Annotated in this window: 24 protein-coding genes; 9 read left to right on the forward strand and 15 right to left on the reverse strand. The window is 32.8% G+C overall.

What is annotated here, in order from left to right; all coding sequences use genetic code 11:
- Window positions 1–40: 40 nt before the first annotated feature.
- The 7 genes from MTP08_RS05895 to MTP08_RS05925 are packed head-to-tail and all read right to left on the reverse strand — an operon-like array spanning window position 41 to window position 5,970.
- Window positions 41–1,330: a cryptochrome/photolyase family protein gene (locus MTP08_RS05895; protein ID WP_243577467.1), complete on the reverse strand. Its 1,290-nt coding sequence runs from the start codon at window positions 1,328–1,330 to the stop codon at window positions 41–43.
- Window positions 1,317–2,009 carry a lycopene cyclase domain-containing protein gene (locus MTP08_RS05900; RefSeq protein WP_243577469.1) on the reverse strand — a complete coding sequence of 231 codons (693 nt, stop codon included), beginning with the start codon at window positions 2,007–2,009 and terminating at the stop codon, window positions 1,317–1,319. Before MTP08_RS05900 ends, MTP08_RS05895 begins: the two co-directional genes overlap by 14 nt.
- Window positions 2,010–2,468 carry a sterol desaturase family protein gene (locus MTP08_RS05905; protein ID WP_243577471.1) on the reverse strand — a complete coding sequence of 153 codons (459 nt, stop codon included), beginning with the start codon at window positions 2,466–2,468 and terminating at the stop codon, window positions 2,010–2,012. It abuts the gene before it with no gap.
- An 8-nt stretch (window positions 2,469–2,476) separates the two neighbouring features.
- On the reverse strand, window positions 2,477–2,938 hold the full coding sequence (locus MTP08_RS05910) for an SRPBCC family protein (protein ID WP_243577473.1): 462 nt from the start codon (window positions 2,936–2,938) through the stop codon (window positions 2,477–2,479).
- Window positions 2,939–2,985: 47 nt separating this feature from the next.
- Window positions 2,986–3,822 (reverse strand): phytoene/squalene synthase family protein, encoded by an 837-nt coding sequence (locus MTP08_RS05915; RefSeq protein ID WP_243577474.1) that lies wholly within the window; start codon window positions 3,820–3,822, stop codon window positions 2,986–2,988.
- Between the two features lie 10 nt (window positions 3,823–3,832).
- Window positions 3,833–5,299 carry a phytoene desaturase family protein gene (locus tag MTP08_RS05920; RefSeq protein ID WP_243577475.1) on the reverse strand — a complete coding sequence of 489 codons (1,467 nt, stop codon included), beginning with the start codon at window positions 5,297–5,299 and terminating at the stop codon, window positions 3,833–3,835.
- Window positions 5,300–5,301: 2 nt separating this feature from the next.
- On the reverse strand, window positions 5,302–5,970 hold the full coding sequence (locus MTP08_RS05925; RefSeq protein WP_243577477.1) for a MarR family winged helix-turn-helix transcriptional regulator: 669 nt from the start codon (window positions 5,968–5,970) through the stop codon (window positions 5,302–5,304).
- 179 nt (window positions 5,971–6,149) lie between these two features.
- Between MTP08_RS05925 and MTP08_RS05930 the strand changes: the two genes are divergently transcribed.
- The 9 genes from MTP08_RS05930 to MTP08_RS05970 all read left to right on the forward strand — a co-directional run bounded on the left by MTP08_RS05930 (window position 6,150) and on the right by MTP08_RS05970 (window position 15,525).
- Window positions 6,150–7,946 (forward strand): hypothetical protein, encoded by a 1,797-nt coding sequence (locus tag MTP08_RS05930; protein ID WP_243577732.1) that lies wholly within the window; start codon window positions 6,150–6,152, stop codon window positions 7,944–7,946.
- 444 nt (window positions 7,947–8,390) lie between these two features.
- Window positions 8,391–9,017 carry a TetR/AcrR family transcriptional regulator gene (locus MTP08_RS05935; protein ID WP_209390345.1) on the forward strand — a complete coding sequence of 209 codons (627 nt, stop codon included), beginning with the start codon at window positions 8,391–8,393 and terminating at the stop codon, window positions 9,015–9,017.
- Window positions 9,018–9,113: 96 nt separating this feature from the next.
- A complete protein-coding gene (gene dnaX, locus MTP08_RS05940) occupies window positions 9,114–10,196 on the forward strand; it encodes a DNA polymerase III subunit gamma/tau (RefSeq protein WP_243577478.1) in 1,083 nt (360 codons plus the stop codon).
- A 134-nt stretch (window positions 10,197–10,330) separates the two neighbouring features.
- The gene (locus MTP08_RS05945) at window positions 10,331–10,807 is read left to right on the forward strand and encodes a hypothetical protein (protein WP_243577480.1); all 477 of its coding nucleotides are present in this window, start codon (window positions 10,331–10,333) and stop codon (window positions 10,805–10,807) included.
- Window positions 10,808–11,097: 290 nt separating this feature from the next.
- A complete protein-coding gene (locus MTP08_RS05950; protein ID WP_209390359.1) occupies window positions 11,098–12,180 on the forward strand; it encodes a chorismate mutase in 1,083 nt (360 codons plus the stop codon).
- A gap of 55 nt (window positions 12,181–12,235) precedes the next feature.
- Window positions 12,236–13,162: a ribosome small subunit-dependent GTPase A gene (rsgA, locus tag MTP08_RS05955; RefSeq protein WP_243577482.1), complete on the forward strand. Its 927-nt coding sequence runs from the start codon at window positions 12,236–12,238 to the stop codon at window positions 13,160–13,162.
- A gap of 72 nt (window positions 13,163–13,234) precedes the next feature.
- On the forward strand, window positions 13,235–13,744 hold the full coding sequence (locus MTP08_RS05960; protein ID WP_243577483.1) for an FKBP-type peptidyl-prolyl cis-trans isomerase: 510 nt from the start codon (window positions 13,235–13,237) through the stop codon (window positions 13,742–13,744).
- A 79-nt stretch (window positions 13,745–13,823) separates the two neighbouring features.
- Window positions 13,824–14,828: a peptidylprolyl isomerase gene (locus MTP08_RS05965; RefSeq protein WP_243577485.1), complete on the forward strand. Its 1,005-nt coding sequence runs from the start codon at window positions 13,824–13,826 to the stop codon at window positions 14,826–14,828.
- 121 nt (window positions 14,829–14,949) lie between these two features.
- The gene (locus MTP08_RS05970) at window positions 14,950–15,525 is read left to right on the forward strand and encodes a hypothetical protein (RefSeq protein WP_243577487.1); all 576 of its coding nucleotides are present in this window, start codon (window positions 14,950–14,952) and stop codon (window positions 15,523–15,525) included.
- 1 nt (window position 15,526) lies between these two features.
- Here MTP08_RS05970 and MTP08_RS05975 read toward each other — a convergent pair whose 3' ends face one another.
- From MTP08_RS05975 to MTP08_RS06010, 8 genes are all read right to left on the reverse strand, one after another.
- On the reverse strand, window positions 15,527–16,696 hold the full coding sequence (locus MTP08_RS05975) for a M28 family peptidase (protein ID WP_243577489.1): 1,170 nt from the start codon (window positions 16,694–16,696) through the stop codon (window positions 15,527–15,529).
- Window positions 16,697–16,784: 88 nt separating this feature from the next.
- Window positions 16,785–17,129: a 50S ribosomal protein L20 gene (gene rplT / locus MTP08_RS05980; protein WP_209390338.1), complete on the reverse strand. Its 345-nt coding sequence runs from the start codon at window positions 17,127–17,129 to the stop codon at window positions 16,785–16,787.
- Between the two features lie 116 nt (window positions 17,130–17,245).
- Window positions 17,246–17,443 carry a 50S ribosomal protein L35 gene (rpmI, locus tag MTP08_RS05985; RefSeq protein WP_034676300.1) on the reverse strand — a complete coding sequence of 66 codons (198 nt, stop codon included), beginning with the start codon at window positions 17,441–17,443 and terminating at the stop codon, window positions 17,246–17,248.
- 361 nt (window positions 17,444–17,804) lie between these two features.
- Complete coding sequence (gene infC / locus MTP08_RS05990; RefSeq protein WP_243577490.1) at window positions 17,805–18,305, reverse strand: translation initiation factor IF-3; 501 nt, start codon at window positions 18,303–18,305, stop codon at window positions 17,805–17,807.
- Window positions 18,306–18,460: 155 nt separating this feature from the next.
- Window positions 18,461–20,398 (reverse strand): threonine--tRNA ligase, encoded by a 1,938-nt coding sequence (gene thrS / locus MTP08_RS05995; RefSeq protein ID WP_243577492.1) that lies wholly within the window; start codon window positions 20,396–20,398, stop codon window positions 18,461–18,463.
- A 142-nt stretch (window positions 20,399–20,540) separates the two neighbouring features.
- Entirely contained in the window at window positions 20,541–20,723 is a 183-nt protein-coding gene (locus MTP08_RS06000; RefSeq protein ID WP_243577494.1) for a hypothetical protein, read from the reverse strand.
- 11 nt (window positions 20,724–20,734) lie between these two features.
- Window positions 20,735–21,340, reverse strand: coding sequence for a DUF4230 domain-containing protein (locus MTP08_RS06005; protein WP_243577496.1), 606 nt, complete (start codon window positions 21,338–21,340; stop codon window positions 20,735–20,737).
- Complete coding sequence (locus MTP08_RS06010) at window positions 21,337–21,909, reverse strand: TlpA family protein disulfide reductase (protein WP_243577497.1); 573 nt, start codon at window positions 21,907–21,909, stop codon at window positions 21,337–21,339. The genes MTP08_RS06005 and MTP08_RS06010 overlap by 4 nt, the downstream gene beginning before the upstream one ends.
- Window position 21,910: the final 1 nt, after the last annotated feature.

Here is a 21,910-nt window from a genome sequence, read left to right on the forward strand (position 1 = left end):
TTTTAATATTTTACTAAAAACTATAAATTCTGTAGCCCGATTATTCTTTAACAGCTTTTTTATAAATTTCTAAAGCTCTTTCTCTTGCCAATTTGTGTTCTACAATAGGACTGATTTCTAAGTCTTTTTCTGAAAGCCATGTATTGACATATACTTCATCTCCATCGAATTTTTTTGCCTGTTCGGACGGATTGAAAATTCTGAAATAAGGAGCTGCATCGCAACCACAACCGGCCGCCCACTGCCAGTTTCCGTTGTTGGAAGAAAGTTCGTAGTCTAAGAGTTTTTCTGCGAAATAGGCTTCTCCCCATCGCCAGTCAATTAGAAGATGTTTGGTGAGAAAACTGGCGGTAACCATTCGGATTCTGTTATGCATAAAGCCGGTTTCGTTGAGTTGTTTCATCCCTGCATCTACAAGTGGATAACCGGTTTTTCCTTCGCACCAGAGTTTGAATTCTTTTTCATTGTTTCTCCAATTTATTTTTTCATATTTTTCCTTAAAACAGCGGGTGATAACTTTTGGGAAATGATAGAGAATCTGCATGAAAAACTCTCTCCAAATAAGTTCGTTCAGCCAAATTTCGTTGTGCTGTGAAGCAAATTCAACGCATTTTTTTACAGAAATAGTTCCAAATCTGAGTGCTACACCCAATTTTGTAGTATCATCCAGACCGGGAAAATCTCTGTTTTTATCATAAGATTCTATTTTTTTCTTGTTTAAAACTGGTTTTTGAAATGTATATTCTGTTTTTTTGAACCCAATATCTTTTAAACTATGAACTGTATTGAATTTTTGAGGTTTAAAATTTTTAAAATTGGTGGTTGAAGCTTTAATTTCAGTTTTTTTCAGCAGCAATTTCCATTTTTTGGAATAAGGAGTAAAAACAGTGTAGGGAAGTCCGTTTTCTTTTACAACATCATTTTTCTCAAAAATTACCTGATCTTTAAAATCTTTGAAAAGAATATTGCTGACATTCAATAGCTGAGCTATTTTTTGATCTCTATTAATTGCAGATGGTTCATAATCACGATTACAGAAAACGGTATCAACTTCATATTCTTTGATGATTTTTTTAAAAATATCTTCGGGTTTTCCGAGATAAGTTTTCAGAGTACTTCCATATTTTTTCAATTCATTATTAATTAGTTCTAAAGACTGATGGATGTAATCTAGCCTTTTGTCTTCCTTGTTTTCTAACTGATTGAGAATTTCTGTGTCGAAAATGAATATGGGTAACACTTTTGGTTCTGAATGTAAGGCTTCACTCAATCCTGTATTATCTTCAAGCCGAAGATCTCTTCTGAACCAGAAAATATTAATTTTGCTCATTTCTTTTAAATTTTTGAAAGAAAAATAAGTTCCATAAAATCATTTCGTAGCCGTAAACAGCATCTTCAACAGGAATGGTAAGCATTCTGAAACCCATAAAATCTTTAGGATTATAATTAACGATAGGAGTGTCTAAACCTGTTCCTGTAAGAATTCCATTTACTGCAAAGAATCCGGGCATGAGAATAAAATAAATAAAGGATGCTTTACCAATCCAACGTACTTTTAAAATGAAAAATAAAGTAAGAAGTGTTGCGGCTGTAGTTATAAAAGTTACCAATGAGTAAATTTTGTCTCTGAAAATAATTGCCAGAATAATGCAAGTAATTATAGAGAAAACCACAAGAAATTTTTCAGCGTTTTTGTTCCAGTCTAATCTGAAAAAAAGATCCAGACAGTAATAGGTAAAAACGCAGGAAAAAGGAATACAGATAAAAAAAAGCAATTCTTCTATCGGTAATCCTAAAATTCTGATTCCGATGAGATAACGGTCATTAAACCACCAAACTCCATGAGCGGTAAACCAAATATCCCAGGCAATAAAAAACACGGCAACAACGATTGATGCTGATAAAAAAGCCTTAAAATGTCTGTTAAATTTTATTTTAGGATGAAATGAAAAAATAAAACAGATAATTACCGCAAAAAAATTAACTGCGAGATAGATATAATGCGACATTTATGCTTTAGTTTTATTAAAAAACATTCTGAAATATTTTATTGGAACCCACAGAAATCCAAAACACTCTCCATGTTCTTTATGTGTATGTTTATGATGTTGCTTGTGTCCTCTTCTAATAGCAAGCAAATAGGGGTTTTTGGTGTTTTTGAGAATTTTAAATCTTTGATGAATGAAAATATCATGCACAAAAAAATAAGCCATTCCGTACAGTGTAATTCCTAAAGCTATATAAAAATAGGCGTTAAAATTTTTGATGGTTCCATAATACATCAAAGCAATTGTAGGTATTGCGAATATGACAAAAAAATAATCATTTCTTTCCATTTTACCTTCAGTGCTGTGGTCATGATGATCTCTGTGAAGAGTCCACAAAAATCCGTGCATGACGTATTTATGAATTAGCCATGTAATGCCTTCCATCAAGAAAAATGTAATAAGAATAATTAGAAAATTCATATAATAATCTATTTATGATTAAACATTTTATCTAAAACCTGTGTTCGGTAATCGAAAATATGTTTCAATTTCTTTTTAACAAGTAGTATATGAGCTATTTCTCCAAGAAATCCTAAGGGAAGTTCATAATCTACTTTATCTTTCATGAGAACTCCATTTTCATTTTCTATGAATTCATGATGGTGGTTCCAAAGTTTATAAGGTCCTTTTTCCTGAAAGTCTGTGAAACTTTTCCGGTCATTTACTTCTATAATTTTGGTTTGCCAAGACATTTTAATATTCAGTAAAGGAGAAACGTAATAATCAATGATCATTCCTTCGTAAATAGCATCATCCGAAAACTTTGTTCTCACAATAAAGTTCATTTCTTTCGGAGTAATTTTAGAAAGATTATTTGCAGATGAGAAAAACTTCCACGCTTCATCGATGGTACAATTTAGCTGTTGTTCTCGATATAATTGATGAATCATTTTTTTTGAATTTTAAAATTTTAGGATATTATTTTCCATTATTAATTTTAAAGCAACGACATTTTGTATTGTACATAACTGCTCATCATTAAAGAGAATTTTCTACCGTTTGAGATTCTTATCCTTTGATTGATTATTTTATTTGCTGAAGTTTTTTTAATTTTTTTAAACAAAGAAATATAATAGCGATATGCAAGATAAACTCCGAATTTTGATGATGTAGGAAGCTTTTTTATTCCTTCCAAAGCTTCTTTAAATTCGTCGTAAATTTCCTTTTCTATTTGATTTTTTACAATATTATCGAAGTAAGAAATGTCTACATTCGGAAAATAGCATCTTCCAAGAACATGATAATCGTCTTTCATATCTCGTAAAAAATTAACTTTCTGAAAAGCAGAGCCAAGCTTCATGGCGAATGGTTTTAATTTTGAGAAAAGTTCTTTGTCGCCGTTTACAAAAATGTGCAGACACATGAGTCCTACCACTTCAGCGGAACCCAAAATATATTCTTTATAAAGTTCAGAATCATAATCAATCTTTTGGAGATCCATTTCCATGCTTTTAAGAAACTGATTGATGAGTTGTACATCAATATTATACCTATGTACGGTTTGCTGGAAGCATTGTAAAATAGGATTAAGCGAAATTTTTTCCGTTAAAGCCTGATTGGTCTGCTCACGAAATCTTTTTAAAAGGGTAGAGCGGTCGTAACCGTGAAAACTGTCAACAATTTCATCGGCAAGTCTTACATAGCCGTATATTGCATACACAGAATTGCGGATGTTGGGAGAAAGTGCCAAAATACCAAGAGAAAAACTCGTGCTGTATTGCCTGGTGGTTTGTTTACTAATCTTATAAGAAAGTTCATCGAAAAGTTTTTTCATAATATTTTGTTTATTTGGAGGCTTCTGTTGCTGCAATTTTCCCTGAAATTATAGAGGGCGGAACACCTGGTCCCGGAACGGTTAACTGCCCTGTATAAAAAAGGTTTTTAATTTTTTTATTTCTTAAGGATGGCTTTAAAACTGCTGTCTGGTTTAATGTATTCGCCAAACCATATGCATTGCCTTCATAAGCATGATAATCTTCTTTGAAGTTTTGAATGCAGTAGCTTCTTTTATATTCTATCTTTTCAGAAATATTGGTGGTTTTGGTGTGTTTTTCAAGTCTTAAAATCATTTCTTGAAAATATTTTTCTCTCATTTCTTCGCTGTCGGTAATTCCTGTAGCAATAGGCATGAGGAGAAATATATTTTCGCCGTTTTCTGGGGCTACATTTTTATCTGTTTTAGATGGACAACATGCATAAAAAAGAGGTTTTGTAGGCCATTTCTTGTCGGTATAAATTTCTGCAGTATGAAGATCAAGATCATGCTCAAAAAATAGAGTGTGGTGTTTTAGATTGGGGATTTTTTCTTTAAATCCTAAATAAAAAATAAGACATGATGGAGCAAAAGTTTTATTTTTCCAATATTCCTCATTATAATTTCTATATTTTTCCGGAATTAATTTTTGTTCTGTATGATGGTAATCGGAAGAAGCGATAATGGTATCGAAAACAATTTCTTCATCATTTACAGTAATAGAACGTACTTTAGAATTACTTACATTAATTTTTTCTACGGCTGCATTAAGATGAATTTTTACGCCATTTTCAAGGCAAATTTCTTTCATTGCTTCAATCACTTTGTAAAATCCGCCCATAGGATACCAAGTACCAAGTTTGTAACCGCCGTAGTTCATTAAGCTGTAGAGTGCGGGGATATCTTTTGGAGCGGCTCCGAGAAAAATTACCGGAAATTCCATTAACATAATTAATTTCGGATGAGCGAAATGTTTTCTCACAAAACGATGAAAATTAGAAAGTAAATCTAATTTTAGAGCACTTTTGGCAATCTTTGGTGATACAAATTCCAGCCAAGAATGACAGGGTTTAATCACAAAATCTTTCATCCCCACTTCATATTTATATTGAGCATCTTTCATGAAGTCATCCAGCTTATTTCCAGCTCCCGATTCAGTTTGTTCAAAAAGATTTCTCATTTCCTGATAAGATTGTGGAAGCGACATATTTCCATCTTCAAAAACCATTTCAAACTGAGGATCTAAAGGAATAAGTTCATAATAATCTGAACTTTTTCTGTCGAAGTCATTAAAAAAATCTTCAATAATATCGGGCATCCAATACCAGCTTGGTCCCATATCGAATACATAGCCGTTATCGGTAGAAAACTGTCTTGCACGTCCTCCAATGCTGTCGTTTTTTTCAAAAATATGAACTTCATGACCGTTTTTTGCCGAGTATGCTGCAGTAGAAAGTCCTGAAAATCCTGAGCCGATAATTGCTATTTTTTTAGACATAATTAATTATTATTGAATGAATACTCAGAATAAACAGTTTCTATTAAGTTTTTAGTGTCAATATTTCTGCCAAAAATTTCAGAATGAAAATGATCGAGTTTATTAAGCAACCTTATTAGTTCATTTTTTTCTGAGTTGGTGAGATTTCCGCTTACAATTCTGGTTGCTTTGCGGATGTTGTTCATTTGTTTTTCGAGAACATCCAGACCTTTTTGGGTTATGCTGATTATTTTAGTTCTTTTATCAATATCAGAATCTTTCTGTAATACCCATTTTTGATTAATCAGTCTGTTGATGGTGAGAATTCCGACTGGTTTTTCCTGAACATTTCTTTTGATAAGTTCTGTTTTAGACATTTCTCCGAAAGATTTCAGATTAATGAGATAAATGAATTCTTCCTGTGTAGAAAATTCAGAATCGAAAATAGCAGATTTGGAGTACGTTTTTGCATATCTGTTGAGATGCACTAATAAAGTGCTTATTGCACTTTCTGCACTTCTTCCGTTTTCTTTTCCGTCCCAATAAATAGTGTTATCACTTGTGGTGGCTGAATGGTTATCGGAAATCCAACTTTTAAAACCTTCAATATCTGCGGTGTAAAGATTGTTTTTATTTTCAGAATCAAACTTTTCCAGCAGATGAATAACATCTTTCGTCAATTTGTAATTCATAATTCCATTAATTGTTTACAAATATATTAAAATAATCAAATAAAAGTATATTTATAAACTTAATTTGTTCTTGAAATTATTTATTGCATAATTTATTTAATCGTTGTAGCTTTGTAAACGGTTTTAGGTTTCAGATCAATCAGCTTCATAGAAGTATGAAGCAAATTTTATATATAAAAATGATCAACAAACCTTTACATACATTTCATATCCCGGTAATGGGATTGGCTTATACGATAGACAGCCCAATTCGGGTAGCTCAATACGGAATTTCTTCAGTTGTATCTATTATTGATGATGATATCATCGAGAAGATGAAAAATTTCTATAACTCTAAATTCAATTTAAATTATCAGGAAATATCCAAAAAAACGGAAGATTACCGTGCGAAAAGAATTACAGATTATCTTGATATGATGGATGATGTTGTAACCAAAAAGTTTGATGCTTTTAAAGAAGAAATTTCTAAAAGTAAGGAGTCTTTACAAAATTTCCTGTCGATTATTCCGCAATATTCGGATATGAAAAAAGGATTGACAGAAATTCTTAATCAGGGAGATTTCATAAGTTCTAAAATAAAAAGTTTTTTGGAAAGTAATTTTTCTCCCGGAAGTATTGATGTTAATATTATGACTAAAGTTGATAAAGATAACTATAAAAATCAACAGCAGCTTCCGGTAATTTTCAATAATGCACATTCTTCTCTAAGAGGTTTTGCCAACAGTAAATTATCTTCGTCACTGGTACTTTCAGCAGGCATGAATCCTCGATTATACAGTTATATTGAAGAGTTTGAAGATTTTTATCCTGATGCCCAAAATTCTATTAAAAAGAAAATAATCCTTAAAGTAAGCGATTTCCGCTCGGCGATGGTTCAGGGGAATTTTCTGGCAAAGAAAGGTCTTTGGGTTTCAGAATACAGAATAGAGTCTGGTTTAAACTGTGGCGGTCATGCATTTGCAACCGAAGGTTTATTGCTTGGTCCTATTTTGGAAGAGTTTAAGGCAAAAAAAGAGGAACTGATTTCTTCTGCTCACAGTCTAATGATAAAAGCACTTGAACAGAAAAATAAACCTATCCCTTTGCAGCCGCTTGATTTGAATATTACGGTTCAGGGTGGAGTAGGAACTGCTGAAGAACACGACTTTTTAATCGATAATTTCGAAATAAGCAGTGTAGGTTGGGGTTCTCCTTTTCTTTTGGTTCCTGAAGCCACCTGTGTGGATAAAGAAACCCGAAAACTTTTGGCAGATTCTAAAGAAAATGATTATTTCCTGAGTAATATTTCTCCTCTTGGTGTACCTTTCAATACCGTAAAAGGAACATCCAACGAAATTTTAAGAAGACAAAAAGAACAACGAAACAGATTGGGAAGTTCTTGTCCCAAGAAATTACTGGCTCTGAGCAAAGAATATTCTCCGGAAGGAACTTGTACGGCATCAAAAAAATATCAGCAAATCAAAATCGAGGAGCTTGAATCTCAAAAAGAAACACTCTGCGAAAAGGAATTCGAAAAAAAGAAAACTGAGATTACAGAAAAAGCATGTCTTTGTGTAGGACTTGTAAATTCTGCATATATGGATAATGACATCGAGATAAAAGGAGAAAAACAAGGTGTTGTAATTTGTCCGGGTCCCAATTTAGCCTATTTCGATAAAGAAGCTACGCTTCCGGAGATGATTGAACATATTTACGGAAGCAAAAATTTACTTTCTACTCAAAACAGACCGAATATGTTTATTAATGAACTGAAAATGTACATCAGTCATTTGCAGAAGGAAGTTTCTTCTTTGCATCAGCCAACTGCTTCTCAAATTAAAAAATGGAATGCTTTTAAAGCCAATATTCTGGAAGGAATTAATTTTTACAAAAATCTTTTCCAAAACACTTCTTATTTTTCCGGAACAAGGGAGAAAACCATACATCTTTTAGATAATTATGAAGCTGAAGTAAGTGAAATCACTATAAAAATTTAATACAAACTAAAAGCTGCTGACAAATATTAGCAGCTTTTTTCTTTTCCAGCTTTTCCTTTTGTTTCTTTTTTATTGGGAAATTAACTTTTTTCAAGTTAAACAGTATTTTAATTTAAATATAATTTGCGTTAAATTTATAATAAGAATATTCAAAATATAATGAAAAAAACATGAGATTTAATTTTTTCGCTTCTGAATGAATTTGCCATAAAATTTGAGTAGTGTGAATTATTTTAATTGATAATCAATATATATCCATCTATTATTCGTATTTAAAAAGCGTTTTAGTAAAACTGATATTTATTTTAATATTATAAATAAATTCTCAAAATTGGGATTTATTAATAACTGTTATAGATAATAATCATTAATTTAAACGCATTTTTTTTGAAAATTTGATAATCTTTGAAAATATAATTTTTAAATTGCACACAAATTGAAACGATGGCTAGAAAAGTTGTACAAGGTCCTATAAGAGACAAAGAAAAAACAAAACAGAAACTGTTGGCAGCAGTGGGGAAGATTCTTAAAACTAAAGGATATTCTGGTTTAATGGTAAGCAAAATTGCTGCTGTTGCAGGGTTTGATAAAAAACTTATTTATGAGTATTTCGGAAGTACCGATAAACTTATAGACGAATATGTAAAATCTCAGGATTACTGGAGCAGATTCGAGCTTCAAAACGATGCAGATTTATCCGATGGTGGTAAAGAAATGTCTAAGGTTGCCATTATTAATCAGTTCGACACGCTTAAAAAGAATAAAGAGCTTCAAAAAATCATGATTTGGGAAATGTCTGAAAGCAGACCAGTTCTTAAAAAACTTTTGGAGCAGAGAGAAATTGTGGGAGAAGAACTGTTCAAAAATATTACTGATCCTTATTTTGGAGATCAATCTGAAGACTACAGAGCTATATCTGCAATTTTGGTTGCCGGTGCTTATCATCTTAATCTTTTCACAGGTTATAACGGAAGTACTTTCTGCGGTATCGATATGAAAAGCGAAGAAGGCAGAGAAAAAATTAAAAAAGCAATTAAAGATATTATCGATTTTGCATACGAAAAGAAGTAGTTTGTTCACAACACTTTACCCAACTTTACCGTAATAAAATAGAAATTTGAAATTTTTATACTTTCAGATTAAAACTATATTTCTTATTTTTGACCAATGGAAAATTTTATTGTATCTGCTAGAAAGTATCGTCCTCAACAGTTTGACACTGTCGTTGGGCAATCTCATATTACAGATACATTAGAGCATGCGATAGAAGAAAATCAACTTGCTCAGGCTTTGCTTTTCTGTGGGCCGAGAGGAGTAGGGAAAACAACATGTGCCAGAATTCTTGCCAGAAAAATCAATGAAAAAGACGGTTCTGTTTCCGAAGACGGTTTTGCGTACAATATATATGAGCTGGATGCTGCTTCTAATAATTCCGTAGACGATATAAGAGAATTAATAGATCAGGTACGTTTTGCTCCTCAGGTTGGGCAGTACAAAGTCTATATTATAGACGAGGTTCACATGCTTTCTTCTGCAGCTTTCAATGCATTTTTGAAAACATTGGAAGAACCTCCTGCTCATGCAATTTTTATTTTGGCAACTACCGAAAAGCATAAAATTATTCCAACGATTTTATCGAGATGTCAGATTTATGATTTTAAAAGAATTACAATTCTTGATATTCAGAATCATCTTAAAAAAATAGCAGAAAAAGAAAGCATTCAGTATGAAGATGATGCACTGTATCTTATCGCTCAAAAAGCAGATGGCGCACTAAGAGATGCTTTATCTATTTTTGATAGGCTTTCTACATTTTCTCAAAAAAACATTACCCTTGCGAAAGCTGCGGAAGTTCTCAATATTTTAGACTACGATCAGTATCTTAACATTGCAGATTTAGCCAAAGAAAGTAAAATTCCGGAAGTTCTTTCTGCTTTTAACGAAATTGTAAAAAAAGGTTTCGATCCTCATCTTTTTATTGCGGGTTTAGGGAATCATTTCAGGGATTTAATGATGGCTCAGAATGCTTCAACAGTAGATTTAATTGAAGTTGGAGAACAAACTAAGCAAAAATTTGTTGAACAGGCTAAAAATTGGAGTCCTCAAAATCTTATTGATGGAATAGAAATCTGCAACCACGCAGATATTAATTATAAAAACTCCAAAAATCCCAGACTTACGGTGGAAATTGCATTAATGCAGTTGTCTTCACTTTCAAACGGATTAGATTCAAAAAAAAAAAGTTTATAATATTAGCCCCGTTTTTAGATGAAAAACAGGAGGTAATTTTAAAACCTAAACAGAAAGTTCCTAAAAAAGAAGAGAAATACGAAAGTATTGCAGAAAATGACAAAAAGGAGGAAATAAAGAAGGTTTCCAAACCATTGTCTAAGTCAGGAGTTTCTACGGGTTTCAGCATCAATTCATTTATCAATAAGGAAGAAAAAACAGAATCGGTTGAGAGTGTTCCTCAGATTTCAACAGAAAAACTTCCTACCAATCATTTTACAGATACTGATCTTCAAAATGAATGGAATAACCTTTTGAAGCAACTTCGTCAGAAAGATCCGGTAGTTTTTAATGCTATTAAACCCTTTAAGCTCATCAAAAAAGATGAGAATATTGTTCAGATCTCTTTTCCTTCAGATTCTGCCAAACTAGAGTTTGATAAAATCAGTATTGAATTTTTTAATCATTTCAAGCATAAAGTAAATAATCATTCTATTGAATTTCAGTTCAAAAAAGATTACGAAAATCTTAAAACGGAAATCATGACCAAGAGGAAAATTTTCGAAAAGTTTGTAGAAAAAAATCCATTATTGAAAGATCTTGATGATTTAATGAAGTTTGATTTGTCTTAGTTTGAGATTTTTTTCTTAGATTTATAAAAAATTAATAAAAATAGTATTTTGAAGCTTTTCAAAGTTTTATTTCAACCCGTTCAGTCTGAACATTATTCCATTCGTTTCCTGAGTGGAAGCTTATTTTTCACAGATATATATTATTGTGAAAGATTCCATTATTCGTTTTAGAATAATTCCAACTTTTCCTTTAAAGAGATAGAAATATCTTTTCATCAAATTTTATTTACAATTTTTGAGTATCAATTAATGATACCTTTTAATAATTTCAATAGCATAACTACATTATGATGAATTTAACAGATCTAAAAAATGACTGGATAAAAAGTTTTCCGGCACCTTTAATTATTGCAGGACCTTGCAGTGCAGAAAGTGAGCAGCAAATGCTCGATACAGCAAAAAGAATAAAAGAAAGTAATAAGCAGGTTTCTATTTTCCGTGCAGGAATTTGGAAGCCAAGAACCAAACCTAACGGATTTGAAGGAGTGGGCGTTATCGGGCTCAACTGGCTTAAAAAAGTTAAGCAGGAATTTGGATTTCAAACTGCAACGGAAGTTGCCAATGCACATCATGTTGAAGCGGCTCTTAATGCCGATGTAGATATTCTTTGGATTGGAGCAAGATCTACCGTAAACCCTTTCACAGTTCAGGAAATTGCCGAAGCATTAAAAGGGACAGAAAAAATAGTTTTGGTAAAAAATCCGGTAAATCCTGATTTAGCATTGTGGATCGGAGCATTAGAAAGACTTTTAGGACAAAATATTTTAAATTTAGGAGCCATACACAGAGGTTTTTCTACTTACCAAAAAACAAAGTACAGAAATAACCCGAATTGGCAGATTGCTTTAGATTTTAAAAGTCAGTTTCCCAATATTCCGTTAATTGTAGATCCTTCTCACATTTGCGGAAATCGAACCGGGCTGAAAGGTATCACTCAGGAAGCCCTAAACATGGGATACGAAGGTACTATGATAGAAACTCACTGCAATCCCGATGAAGCGTGGAGCGATGCTGCCCAACAAATTACTCCTGAGGTTTTAGCAGAAATGATTTCAGATCTGAAACTGAAAAATTCTGATATGTCTGGTTTTGAAGAAGAAATAGGAAGATACAGAACACTCATTTCTGATTTAGATTTTCAGGTGATTGAATTGATGTCGCAAAGAATGAAAATTTCAGAAAAAATTGGAAAACTTAAAAAAGAACATGATATTGCTATTTTTCAGCCGGATAGATGGAAAACCATCAACGAATATGCCATACAGAAAGCTGCAGAAACAGGCTTGTCTAAAGAATTTATAGACAAAATCTTTAAAGCAGTACACGAAGAATCTATCGACGTTCAGAATAATATTATCATAGACCGAAAATAAGCACCATTATAAAAACGCGTCATTTTCTTGAATTGACTATATTTGTATTCATAAAATGAAAGGAAAAGTCATAAAATCTACGGGAAGCTGGTATCAGGTTTTGGAAACAGAATCAGGGAAAATTTTTGAAGCAAGAATCCGCGGAAAATTTAAGCTGATAAAAACCCGACTTACCAATCCTCTTGCTGTTGGCGATTTTGTAGAATTTCAATTGGAGCAGGATGATATAGCATGGATTACCAAAATAGAGCCCAGAAGAAATTATCTCATCAGAAAATCGGTTAATCTTTCCAAAGAAGCTCATATTATTGCATCCAACATCGATTTGGCGTGTTTTATATTTACTTTAAAATATCCCGAAACTTCTTTAGGTTTTTTAGACCGGTTTTTGGCGTGTTGTGAAGCCTACAATATTACTCCGCTTATTTTATTTAATAAAATGGACGTTTTAGAAGAGGAAGAACAGGAATTTGTAAAAGATATTGAGTTTTTGTATAATGAAATAGGGTATAATACTTTAGAAATTTCCTCTTATTCCAAATTAAATCTTGATAAGCTCATTGATATTTTAAAAGATAAAACTTCTGTATTTTTTGGGCATTCGGGTTGTGGAAAATCTACTCTTGTTAATGCTTTACAGCCTGGTCTTAACCTTAAAACTTCTGAGATTTCCGATACACATCTCAAAGGAAAACATACCACTACATTTGCACAAATGCATTTTTGGGATTTTGGCGGAAACGTTATTGATACACCCGGTGTTCGGGAATTTGCGATGATTGATATAGAAAAGGAAGAAGTGCAGCACTATTTTCCTGAGATTTTCAAAAAGCGTGAAGACTGCAAATATCACAACTGTATGCATATTAATGAACCAAAATGTGCGGTAATTGAAGCTTTGGAAACAGGTGAAATTCAGCAGTCCAGATATTCTACGTATCTTAAGTTGATGGAAGAAGCAGAAGATATTGCTTTCAAATAGATCTTTAAACCATTAATAAACTGCGGAAGTTTTGTTATTAAATAACGAATTGTGTATTTTCGCAAAAGTTTTATGAAAAAAATAATATTCATATCGCTTTTGAGTCTTATAGGCTGCAAAAGAAATAATCCTGTACATCCTCCTGTTGGCGGAGTTTTGAATCAGAAAGATCTTGATGTTTCAAAAAACCGCTCAAAAAATCTTAATCTGATTGAACGAGAACAGATAAAAGACTGGATTAAAGGTCAGAAAACACCATATTTTCCGACACAGCTTAATTACTGGACAACCGTTGAAGGTTTAGATCATCGTGAAAAAAGACAAGACGAAACTCTTATTTCCTATTCTTACGATTTATACGATTTTGATCAGACCAAGATTTACGACAAGCCAATTACCCGACAAAATGCTAAATTTGGACATTTTGATGAACTAAAAGCAGTAGAAAATGCATTAAGATTCATGAAAGATGATGAAGAAATTACACTTCTCGTTCCTTCTTCTCTGGCATACGGTACTTATGGTGATGAAAATAAAATAGATAACGATATTCCTTTAATTATAAAATTAAAAGTTCTTTAAAATGAAATTTTTAAGCAAAAATATAATCTTAGCAGCGGCAAGCATTTCGCTTTTAAGCTGTACCCCAATTTATAAAAAAATGAATATAGACAAAGAAACTTACGCAAGTCTTAATGACGGACTTTATGCTAACCTTCAGACCAGCAAAGGTAACATGATTGTAAAGTTTGAAGACAAAAAATCTCCGGTAACTGTTGCAAACTTTATTGGTCTTGCAGAAGGTAAAATAGATAACACGGCAAAAGCAAAAGGTACTCCTTTTTATGATGGAACCATTTTTCACAGAGTGATAAAAGATTTCATGATTCAGGGAGGAGATCCTAAAGGAACAGGAATGGGAGATCCTGGATATAAGTTTGAAGATGAAAAAAATGATCTTAAGCATACAGGAAAAGGTATTCTTTCGATGGCGAATTCAGGACCAAATACAAATGGTTCTCAGTTTTTCATCACAGAAGTTGCTACGCCATGGTTAGACGGCAGACATACCATTTTCGGTAAAGTGGTAAAAGGTGAAGAGGTGATTGATGCAATTGCTAATGTAGAAAAAGGAGCACAAGACAAACCAACTACGGATGTTGTTTTAGAAAAAGTGTCTGTATTTAGTAAAGGTGACGAATACAAAAACTATGATGCTGCAAAAACTTTCAACGAAGGAAAAAGTAAAATTGCCGCAAATAACAAAGCTATGGCAGAAAAGGCTGAAGCTGATGCTAAAAAAGCTTTAGACGAACTTAAAAACGGAATGCAGGTTACGCCATCTGGTCTTTACTATAAAATTACTAAAATAACTGATGGCAAAACTCCAAAAGCAGGTGATAATGTACAGGTACATTACGCTGGAAAGCTTACAAACGGAACTGAGTTTGATTCTTCTTTCAAAAGAAATGAGCCATTAGAATTTCCTGTTGGAACCGGTAGAGTAATTAAAGGTTGGGATGAAGGGATTTTATTATTGAAAGAAGGAGAAACAGCTACTTTACTGATTCCGCCAGCAATGGGTTACGGAGAAAGAGGAGCAGGAGGAGTTATTCCGCCAAATGCATGGCTGATTTTCGATGTAGAACTGGTAAAAGTTCCATAATTACTTTTAACCACATCATATTCTAAAACCGTTTCGCACTGAAACGGTTTTTTGTTTAATTTGATTAGATTTAAAATTACCTTGTCTCTTTTTTGTACATTTGAAAAACTTAAATTTAAAAATGAAAAATAAAATATTCAGTTTCGCCTTAATAATTTTTTTTGCATTGGGTTTCGCTCAGAATGCGACTGGTACTGAAGATCAGTCTATAAGAAAATCGGTTGTATTTTTTGCCAATACGATTAAATATAAACAGCTTGATAAAACTATCGACTGTATTTATCCAAAATACTTTACGGTTTTTCCTAAAGAGCAAATGACGCAAATTCTGAATATGACTTACAATAATCCTTTTGTGAAAATTGATGTGAAAGACATGAAATTTGTATCCGTAGGCAAACCGGAACTTGTAGACGGCGAATATTTTTCTTTAGTGAGTTATTTTTTGAAAATGAGAGCAGATGTAAGTTCCATGAATGATGATATGAAGAAAAATATCAGCAAAATGCTTTCTTCCAAGTACGGAAAAAATAATATAGAGTATAATGCAAAAGAAGGTGCATATACCATTAATGCACCGATGTCTGTTTATGCTATTTCTAAAGATAAAAAAACTTGGAAAGTTGTTTATGCAGAGAAAGAATTAAAATCTCAGCTTACCAAAGTTTTACCTAAAAAGATCTTGGATAAAATGTAATTTATTTTTTCACGATAAATTTATGTACAGCTTTGCCTTCTTCCGACTTTACGGTACAAAGATAAACACCATTAATTAACTTTGAAATGTTAATGTTTTTTTCGTTCTCGTAAGAAGAAATTAGCTTTCCGGTCATATCATTTATTTCTATATTAAATTTTTTAATCTTTTCGGGTAGCTCCAAGTGAAGAATATCCTTGGCAGGATTTGGATAGACTTTTAAATATTCAAGATTATTTTCTTTAACTTCATTTGTAGATAAAAGAGAAGATGCCACGGCAAAATGTTGTAAAGCTCCAACAGCAGCTTTTCCTACATTGTAAACATATATGGGATCTACATTGGCAAAAGTATCATTTACAGTATGTTCATTATTACTTCTTACCGTTTCATAGAAACCGGTAATAATATCACCTTTTCCTTCAAAAGGCATATAATCTGATGAGTAAGCATTAGAAAGTACAGTTTGCAGAGGCGAATAAAGACTCGTACAAGTTGCCAATTCCTGAGTCATTGCCAAAGAAGGAGCGTTGTTTCCTGTCTGCCCATCCTGATCGCTTTCACAGTTGATGGTGTTATTCAGATTGCCAATTTGTCCTCCAACCTGATCTATATTGAAAACTACTTTAAGATTAAGCTGTCTTATATTATTTTGAAAAACAACATTGTTTACATAGTGATTGCTACCTATTAAACCTTGTTCTTCTCCTGAAAAGTGAATAAATTTCACAGAATATTCTGTAGGGATATCTTTTAAAATTCGGGCAGCTTCTAAAATTATTGATGTTCCACTTCCGTTATCGCTTACACCGGGACCAACAATAGTATCGTAATGTCCGCAAATAATTACATAGGTATTGGGATAAACCGTTCCTGTTTTAGTGATAATTAAATTTTTAGATGTTATGCTTCCATACGTAAAAGTATCTTCCGAAATCTGGTTGGTATTATAACCAAAAGACTGATATTTAGTTTTTAACCAGTTCAAAGTATCGGTATTTTCTGGAGAGCCCGTTGTTTTTACTCCCAAATTAGAAAATTCCTGAAGTAGAGTAGTAATATTGCTTTGTGTAACCTGGTTGGCTCTGTTTTGGTAAGCCTGTATAAATGTCTGAGCGTTAAAGCTGCAAGAAACCATTGAAAGAAGCAGAAATCCTGTTATTTTTTTCACTTTTAAAAAAGATTTTGGGCAAATGTAAATAATAAAAAAATCCCGAGCAAAAAACCCGGGATTTATATTGATAACAAAATATTTTACATTATTTTACTTGATCTACAACTGCTTTGAAAGCTTCAGGATGATTCATTGCTAAATCTGCTAAAACTTTTCTGTTAAGCTCAATGTTGTTCTTTTTAAGAGCCCCCATAAACTGAGAGTAAGACATTCCGTGCTCTCTTGCACCAGCGTTAATACGCATAATCCAAAGTGCTCTGAAATTTCTCTTTTTCTCTTTTCTACCACGGTAAGCATATTGCATTGCTTTTTGTACCGCGTTTTTAGCAACAGTCCAAACGTTCTTTCTTCTACCGAAAAAACCTTTAGCTTGTTTCATTAATTTTTTTCTGCGAGCTCTAGAAGCTACGGCATTTACTGATCTTGGCATAATTTAAATTGTTTTTTTGAAAAGGGCGGCAACACTGTTGCTCTTTGGTGCACCGTTTCAGGGTTAAAATGTTGAATTTTTTTAATTCTTATAAACCGGATAAAGATTTATAAAAACTACTTAATTGCTAATTGACGTTGAACGCTTTTCTCATCCACTTTAGCTACATAAGAAGTAGTAGTAAGATTTCTCTTCTGCTTAGTTTCTTTTTTAGTTAAGATGTGGCTTTTGTAAGCGTTTTTTCTTTTGATTTTACCAGTTCCGGTAAGAGCAAAACGTTTCTTAGCACCTGATTTCGTTTTTAATTTTGGCATTGTTTGCTTTTTTATGTTTTTGTTATCAATATTATTTTAAATGTAGCAATTTATCAATTTACCAATAATTTTTACATTGGTACATTATTATATTGTTACATTGATTATGGCGTGTCCCTCACTCGTTCATTCCGCTACGCTGCATTCACTCATTCGGGTCGGGCTATTCACTGTAAGTCCTCGCTCCAAGGCATTTCCTTTTTTGCTGTGGGCTTTTCGTTACTATCCCTCACGCAATAATTGCGACTGCAAAATTACAAAAAATAATAATACGAAAAGAGACTTTCATAGAAAATCTCTTTTGTTTATCGTAAATCATCAGAATAAAAAATGAATTTAATTCTGATAATAGATTATAAAATTATTTAGCCGGTTTTTTAGGACTCATCATCATAATCATTCTTTTACCTTCAAGCTTAGGAAGTTGGTCTACTTTACCTACTTGCTCCAGTTCCTGAGCCAATTTCAAAAGTAAAATTTCTCCCTGATCCTTAAAGATGATAGAACGTCCTTTAAAAAATACATACGTTTTCAGTTTAGAACCTTCTTCTAAAAACTTTTCAGCATGTTTTTTCTTAAATTCATAATCGTGATCATCAGTCTGAGGTCCGAAACGAATTTCTTTTACGACTACTTTTACCTGTTTAGCTTTAAGCTCTTTTTGTTTTTTCTTCTGCTCGTACAAAAACTTTTTATAGTCTAGTACTCTTGCAATAAAAGGCTCTGCCTTATCTGAAATGACAACCAGATCCAGTTCCTGCTCTTTAGCAATTTGTCTTGCCTTATCGATAGGGTATACACCTGGTTCTACATTATCTCCCACCAAACGAAGTTCTCTTACTCGGATCTTATCGTTAATCATGTGAGCGTCCTCTTGTTGTGGACGTCTCTGTGGGCCTCTGTTGTTAAATCTTTGTGCTATTGTATTAAATTTTATTGGTTAATCTTTGTTCATTAGATTGGCTAAAAAAATAACCAATCATTTTTTATTTTTATTGGAGAAATTTCATTTAGAAATTATGCTCCAAATTCAAATCCTGTTTTTGAAGCTTCTTTAAAATAAGTAACAAAATCTTCTATTTTCATTACTCCTAAATCTCCTTCACCACGTCTTCTAACAGAAATTGTGCCATCCTTTTCCTCATTTTCTCCTACTACAAGCATAAATGGAATCTTCTTTAATTCGGCATCACGAATCTTTTTACCAGTTTTTTCGTTTCTGTCGTCAATTAATCCGCTAATATCGTGATTTTCTAAAAGTTGTGAAACTTTTTTAGAATAATCTACATATTTTTCGCTAATCGGAAGAATAATAAACTGATCCGGAGCCAGCCATAATGGGAAATCTCCAGCCGTATTTTCTATTAAAATGGCTATAAAACGTTCCATAGATCCGAATGGTGCTCTGTGAATCATCACCGGTCTATGTTTTTCATTGTCGTTTCCTGTGTATGTTAAATCAAATCTTTCAGGTAAGTTATAATCCACCTGAATAGTTCCCAACTGCCACTTTCTTCCCAAAGCATCTTTCACCATGAAATCTAGCTTAGGACCGTAGAAAGCAGCTTCACCATATTCAGTTACGGTATTAAGACCTTTTTCTGTAGCAGCTGTTACAATTGCATTTTCAGCTTTTTCCCAATTTTCATCAGATCCAATGTACTTTTCTTTATTTTCAGGATCTCTTAAAGAAATCTGAGCCGTAAAGTCAGCAAATCCAAGAGAACCAAATACATAAAGAACCAAATCAATAGTTTTTTTAAACTCATCCATCAACTGATCCGGAGTACAGAATAAATGGGCATCATCCTGAGTAAATCCTCTTACTCTGGTTAAACCATGAAGCTCACCACTTTGTTCGTATCTGTAAACAGTACCGAATTCAGCATATCTTTTTGGCAAATCTTTATAGCTCCACTGTGAGGTTTTATAAATTTCGCAGTGATGTGGACAGTTCATCGGCTTCAGCATAAATTCTTCTCCTTCATTTGGAGTTTTTATTGGCTGAAAACTGTCAGCTCCATATTTATCCCAGTGTCCTGAAGTAACATAAAGCTGTTTTGCTCCGATATGTGGAGTCATTACAAACTCATATCCTGCTTTTTTCTGAGCTTCGGAAAGAAAATTTTCCAGTTTTTTTCTCAATGCAGTACCTTTAGGAAGCCAAAGAGGTAATCCTTGTCCTACTTTTTCTGAAAATGCAAAAATACCAAGTTCTTTACCCAGTTTTCTGTGATCTCTTCTTTTTGCTTCTTCTAATCTTTCAAGATATTCTGTAAGATCTTTTTGTTTAGGAAAAGATATACCGTAAACTCGTGTTAACTGAGGATTATTCTCATTTCCTCTCCAATAAGCACCCGCAGCATTTAAAACTTTAAAAGCTTTTACAATTCCTGTATTCGGAATGTGACCGCCACGACAGAGATCTGTAAAGTTGTCATGGGTTACAAAAGTAATTTCGCCATCATTCAGATTAGAAATTAATTCTACTTTATAAGGATTATCGGCATATGTTTTTAATGCTTCTTCTTTAGAAACAGGATATAATGAAAAAGTTGATCCTTTTTTAGCGTTTTCTAAAACTTTCTTTTCAATTTTTTCAAAATCTTTTTCAGATAAACTCTCGTCTCCGAAATCTACATCGTAATAAAAACCATTTTCAATTGCCGGACCGATAGTTAATTTAGCATTTGGATAAAATTCTAGGATAGCCTGCGCCAAAAGGTGGGCAGAAGAATGCCAGAAAGCTTTCTTGCCAAGATCATCATTCCAAGTCAGAAGCTGTACCGTAGAATCTGTGGTGATAGGTGTGGTGGTTTCTACTTGTGTACCGTTTACAACTGCGGAAATGGTATTTCTAGCCAATCCCTCGCTAATAGATTTTGCCACATCTAAAGGAGTAACTTCTCCTTCAAATTCTCGGACGCTTTGGTCTGGAAGTGTAATTTTTATCATTGTTAACTAAAAAATTTTAAGATGCAAAAATACGTAAATTTTATATGTTTAAAAAATACAGAGCAGATATTTCGCTTAAAAATGCTCTGTTTTCATTTTAAAAGTGAAAAGATTTTAAAATAAACAAAAAAATACTAAGCTTTCACTTAGTATTATCTGTTTTTCCTGTTTTACCTTTCGAAGATTTCTGAACATCTTTTTTGTCTACGTCTGGCGGATTTTGTTTCTGAGAAGAAGCAGGAATATCCCTAAAATCTTCGTTTTGCTTTTTTGTTTCAGCTGAATTTGCAGATTCTTTCTTTGGTTTATTTTCTTTGGAATCCATAAGTTTGAATTTTAAAGGTTTAGAATACCAATTTTACCGGTTTGGTCTTCTATTTTATAATTCAAAGCCTTTGCCAAAACGAAGATATTATTCAGGTTTTCCATTAATTGGGTGCGACCTTCATTTCTAAGTTTATTCTGATCCACAGAGTTAATTGCCGTCTGCTTGGCTTTCTGTGTAACATTTTTAATATCTTTTTCTGAAATTCTATTGAAAAAAGAATCGTCCATAGACTGTATTTCAACACTTGGAGTGATTCTTATTTCTGCATTGGGAAGTTCTGATATAACCAATTTTTTGTTAATTGAATCTACTTCAATTTTCATTTTATTAAGATCGTAAGAAACCTGAGCATCGGTTTTGGTATAAGTAATGATGCTGTTGCTCGTCATTTCCTTACCAAAAAATTCATAACTCATTTTTGTTTTCTGCATTGCGGAAAAATTCTGCTCCAAAACTACCATTTTGTTCATTTTAGAAATTTGGTTGGTAAGCAGATAATAATCTGATTTCTCTTTTTTCTCGCTTAAGCTGAAACACGATTTAAAACTAAAAAACAGGAGTAACATTAGTATAACTCCTGCAAAAAACGGTAATAAAATTTTTAAATTTCTCAATTTTCTTTTTTAAATATTTCTTTAATAACCGATCTGTCGTCTTTTTTTAAGATTTCTACAAGATCTCTTTCTATGTATCCTGTAGTCGGCATTTCAATGATTCTTCCAATTTCCTTGCCATATTTTTCTACAATAATGGTAGGAACTTTCTGGATGTTATATTTCACTTCATCTCCCGTTGGAGATTCTTTTTTTCTGTTTACAGCAATAATGGTGAGTCTTGAATCTGGATATTTCAATTCATCCAAAATTTTCATCAGCCTAGGGAAATCTCTGTGAGAATCTTCGCACCAAGTTCCCATGAACACAATAAGATTATAAGAATTGAATTTATCTTTTCTAAGCTCGCTCACTGCTTTTTGATCCAAAGCATATTCGTTAAACTCTTTCTGATACCAATCTGCATAAGGCTCTTTGGTAAATTGATCTTTTAACTGATGACCAAGAAGCATTTTTCCATCTGCGGTAGTTTCTACTTCACGGTTAACTACTAATTTCTGAGCATTGAACTCCTGTAGAGAAATTGCCAAAACAGACAGTGCAATAATTCGGGTAATAACTTTTTTCATT

The organism is Chryseobacterium oryzae (genome assembly GCF_022811665.1).
Taxonomy (GTDB): domain Bacteria; phylum Bacteroidota; class Bacteroidia; order Flavobacteriales; family Weeksellaceae; genus Chryseobacterium; species Chryseobacterium oryzae.

Coding starts and splice junctions, on each gene's coding strand:
- MTP08_RS05895 (WP_243577467.1), bottom strand. CDS start 1,330: ATGAGCAAAATTAATATTTTCTGGTTCAGAAGAGATCTTCGGCTTGAA.
- MTP08_RS05900 (WP_243577469.1), bottom strand. CDS start 2,009: ATGTCGCATTATATCTATCTCGCAGTTAATTTTTTTGCGGTAATTATC.
- MTP08_RS05905 (WP_243577471.1), bottom strand. CDS start 2,468: ATGAATTTTCTAATTATTCTTATTACATTTTTCTTGATGGAAGGCATT.
- MTP08_RS05910 (WP_243577473.1), bottom strand. CDS start 2,938: ATGATTCATCAATTATATCGAGAACAACAGCTAAATTGTACCATCGAT.
- MTP08_RS05915 (WP_243577474.1), bottom strand. CDS start 3,822: ATGAAAAAACTTTTCGATGAACTTTCTTATAAGATTAGTAAACAAACC.
- MTP08_RS05920 (WP_243577475.1), bottom strand. CDS start 5,299: ATGTCTAAAAAAATAGCAATTATCGGCTCAGGATTTTCAGGACTTTCT.
- MTP08_RS05925 (WP_243577477.1), bottom strand. CDS start 5,970: ATGAATTACAAATTGACGAAAGATGTTATTCATCTGCTGGAAAAGTTT.
- MTP08_RS05930 (WP_243577732.1), top strand. CDS start 6,150: ATGATCAACAAACCTTTACATACATTTCATATCCCGGTAATGGGATTG.
- MTP08_RS05935 (WP_209390345.1), top strand. CDS start 8,391: ATGGCTAGAAAAGTTGTACAAGGTCCTATAAGAGACAAAGAAAAAACA.
- dnaX (WP_243577478.1), top strand. CDS start 9,114: ATGGAAAATTTTATTGTATCTGCTAGAAAGTATCGTCCTCAACAGTTT.
- MTP08_RS05950 (WP_209390359.1), top strand. CDS start 11,098: ATGAATTTAACAGATCTAAAAAATGACTGGATAAAAAGTTTTCCGGCA.
- rsgA (WP_243577482.1), top strand. CDS start 12,236: ATGAAAGGAAAAGTCATAAAATCTACGGGAAGCTGGTATCAGGTTTTG.
- MTP08_RS05960 (WP_243577483.1), top strand. CDS start 13,235: ATGAAAAAAATAATATTCATATCGCTTTTGAGTCTTATAGGCTGCAAA.
- MTP08_RS05965 (WP_243577485.1), top strand. CDS start 13,824: ATGAATATAGACAAAGAAACTTACGCAAGTCTTAATGACGGACTTTAT.
- MTP08_RS05970 (WP_243577487.1), top strand. CDS start 14,950: ATGAAAAATAAAATATTCAGTTTCGCCTTAATAATTTTTTTTGCATTG.
- rplT (WP_209390338.1), bottom strand. CDS start 17,129: ATGCCAAGATCAGTAAATGCCGTAGCTTCTAGAGCTCGCAGAAAAAAA.
- rpmI (WP_034676300.1), bottom strand. CDS start 17,443: ATGCCAAAATTAAAAACGAAATCAGGTGCTAAGAAACGTTTTGCTCTT.
- infC (WP_243577490.1), bottom strand. CDS start 18,305: ATGATTAACGATAAGATCCGAGTAAGAGAACTTCGTTTGGTGGGAGAT.
- thrS (WP_243577492.1), bottom strand. CDS start 20,398: ATGATAAAAATTACACTTCCAGACCAAAGCGTCCGAGAATTTGAAGGA.
- MTP08_RS06000 (WP_243577494.1), bottom strand. CDS start 20,723: ATGGATTCCAAAGAAAATAAACCAAAGAAAGAATCTGCAAATTCAGCT.
- MTP08_RS06010 (WP_243577497.1), bottom strand. CDS start 21,909: ATGAAAAAAGTTATTACCCGAATTATTGCACTGTCTGTTTTGGCAATT.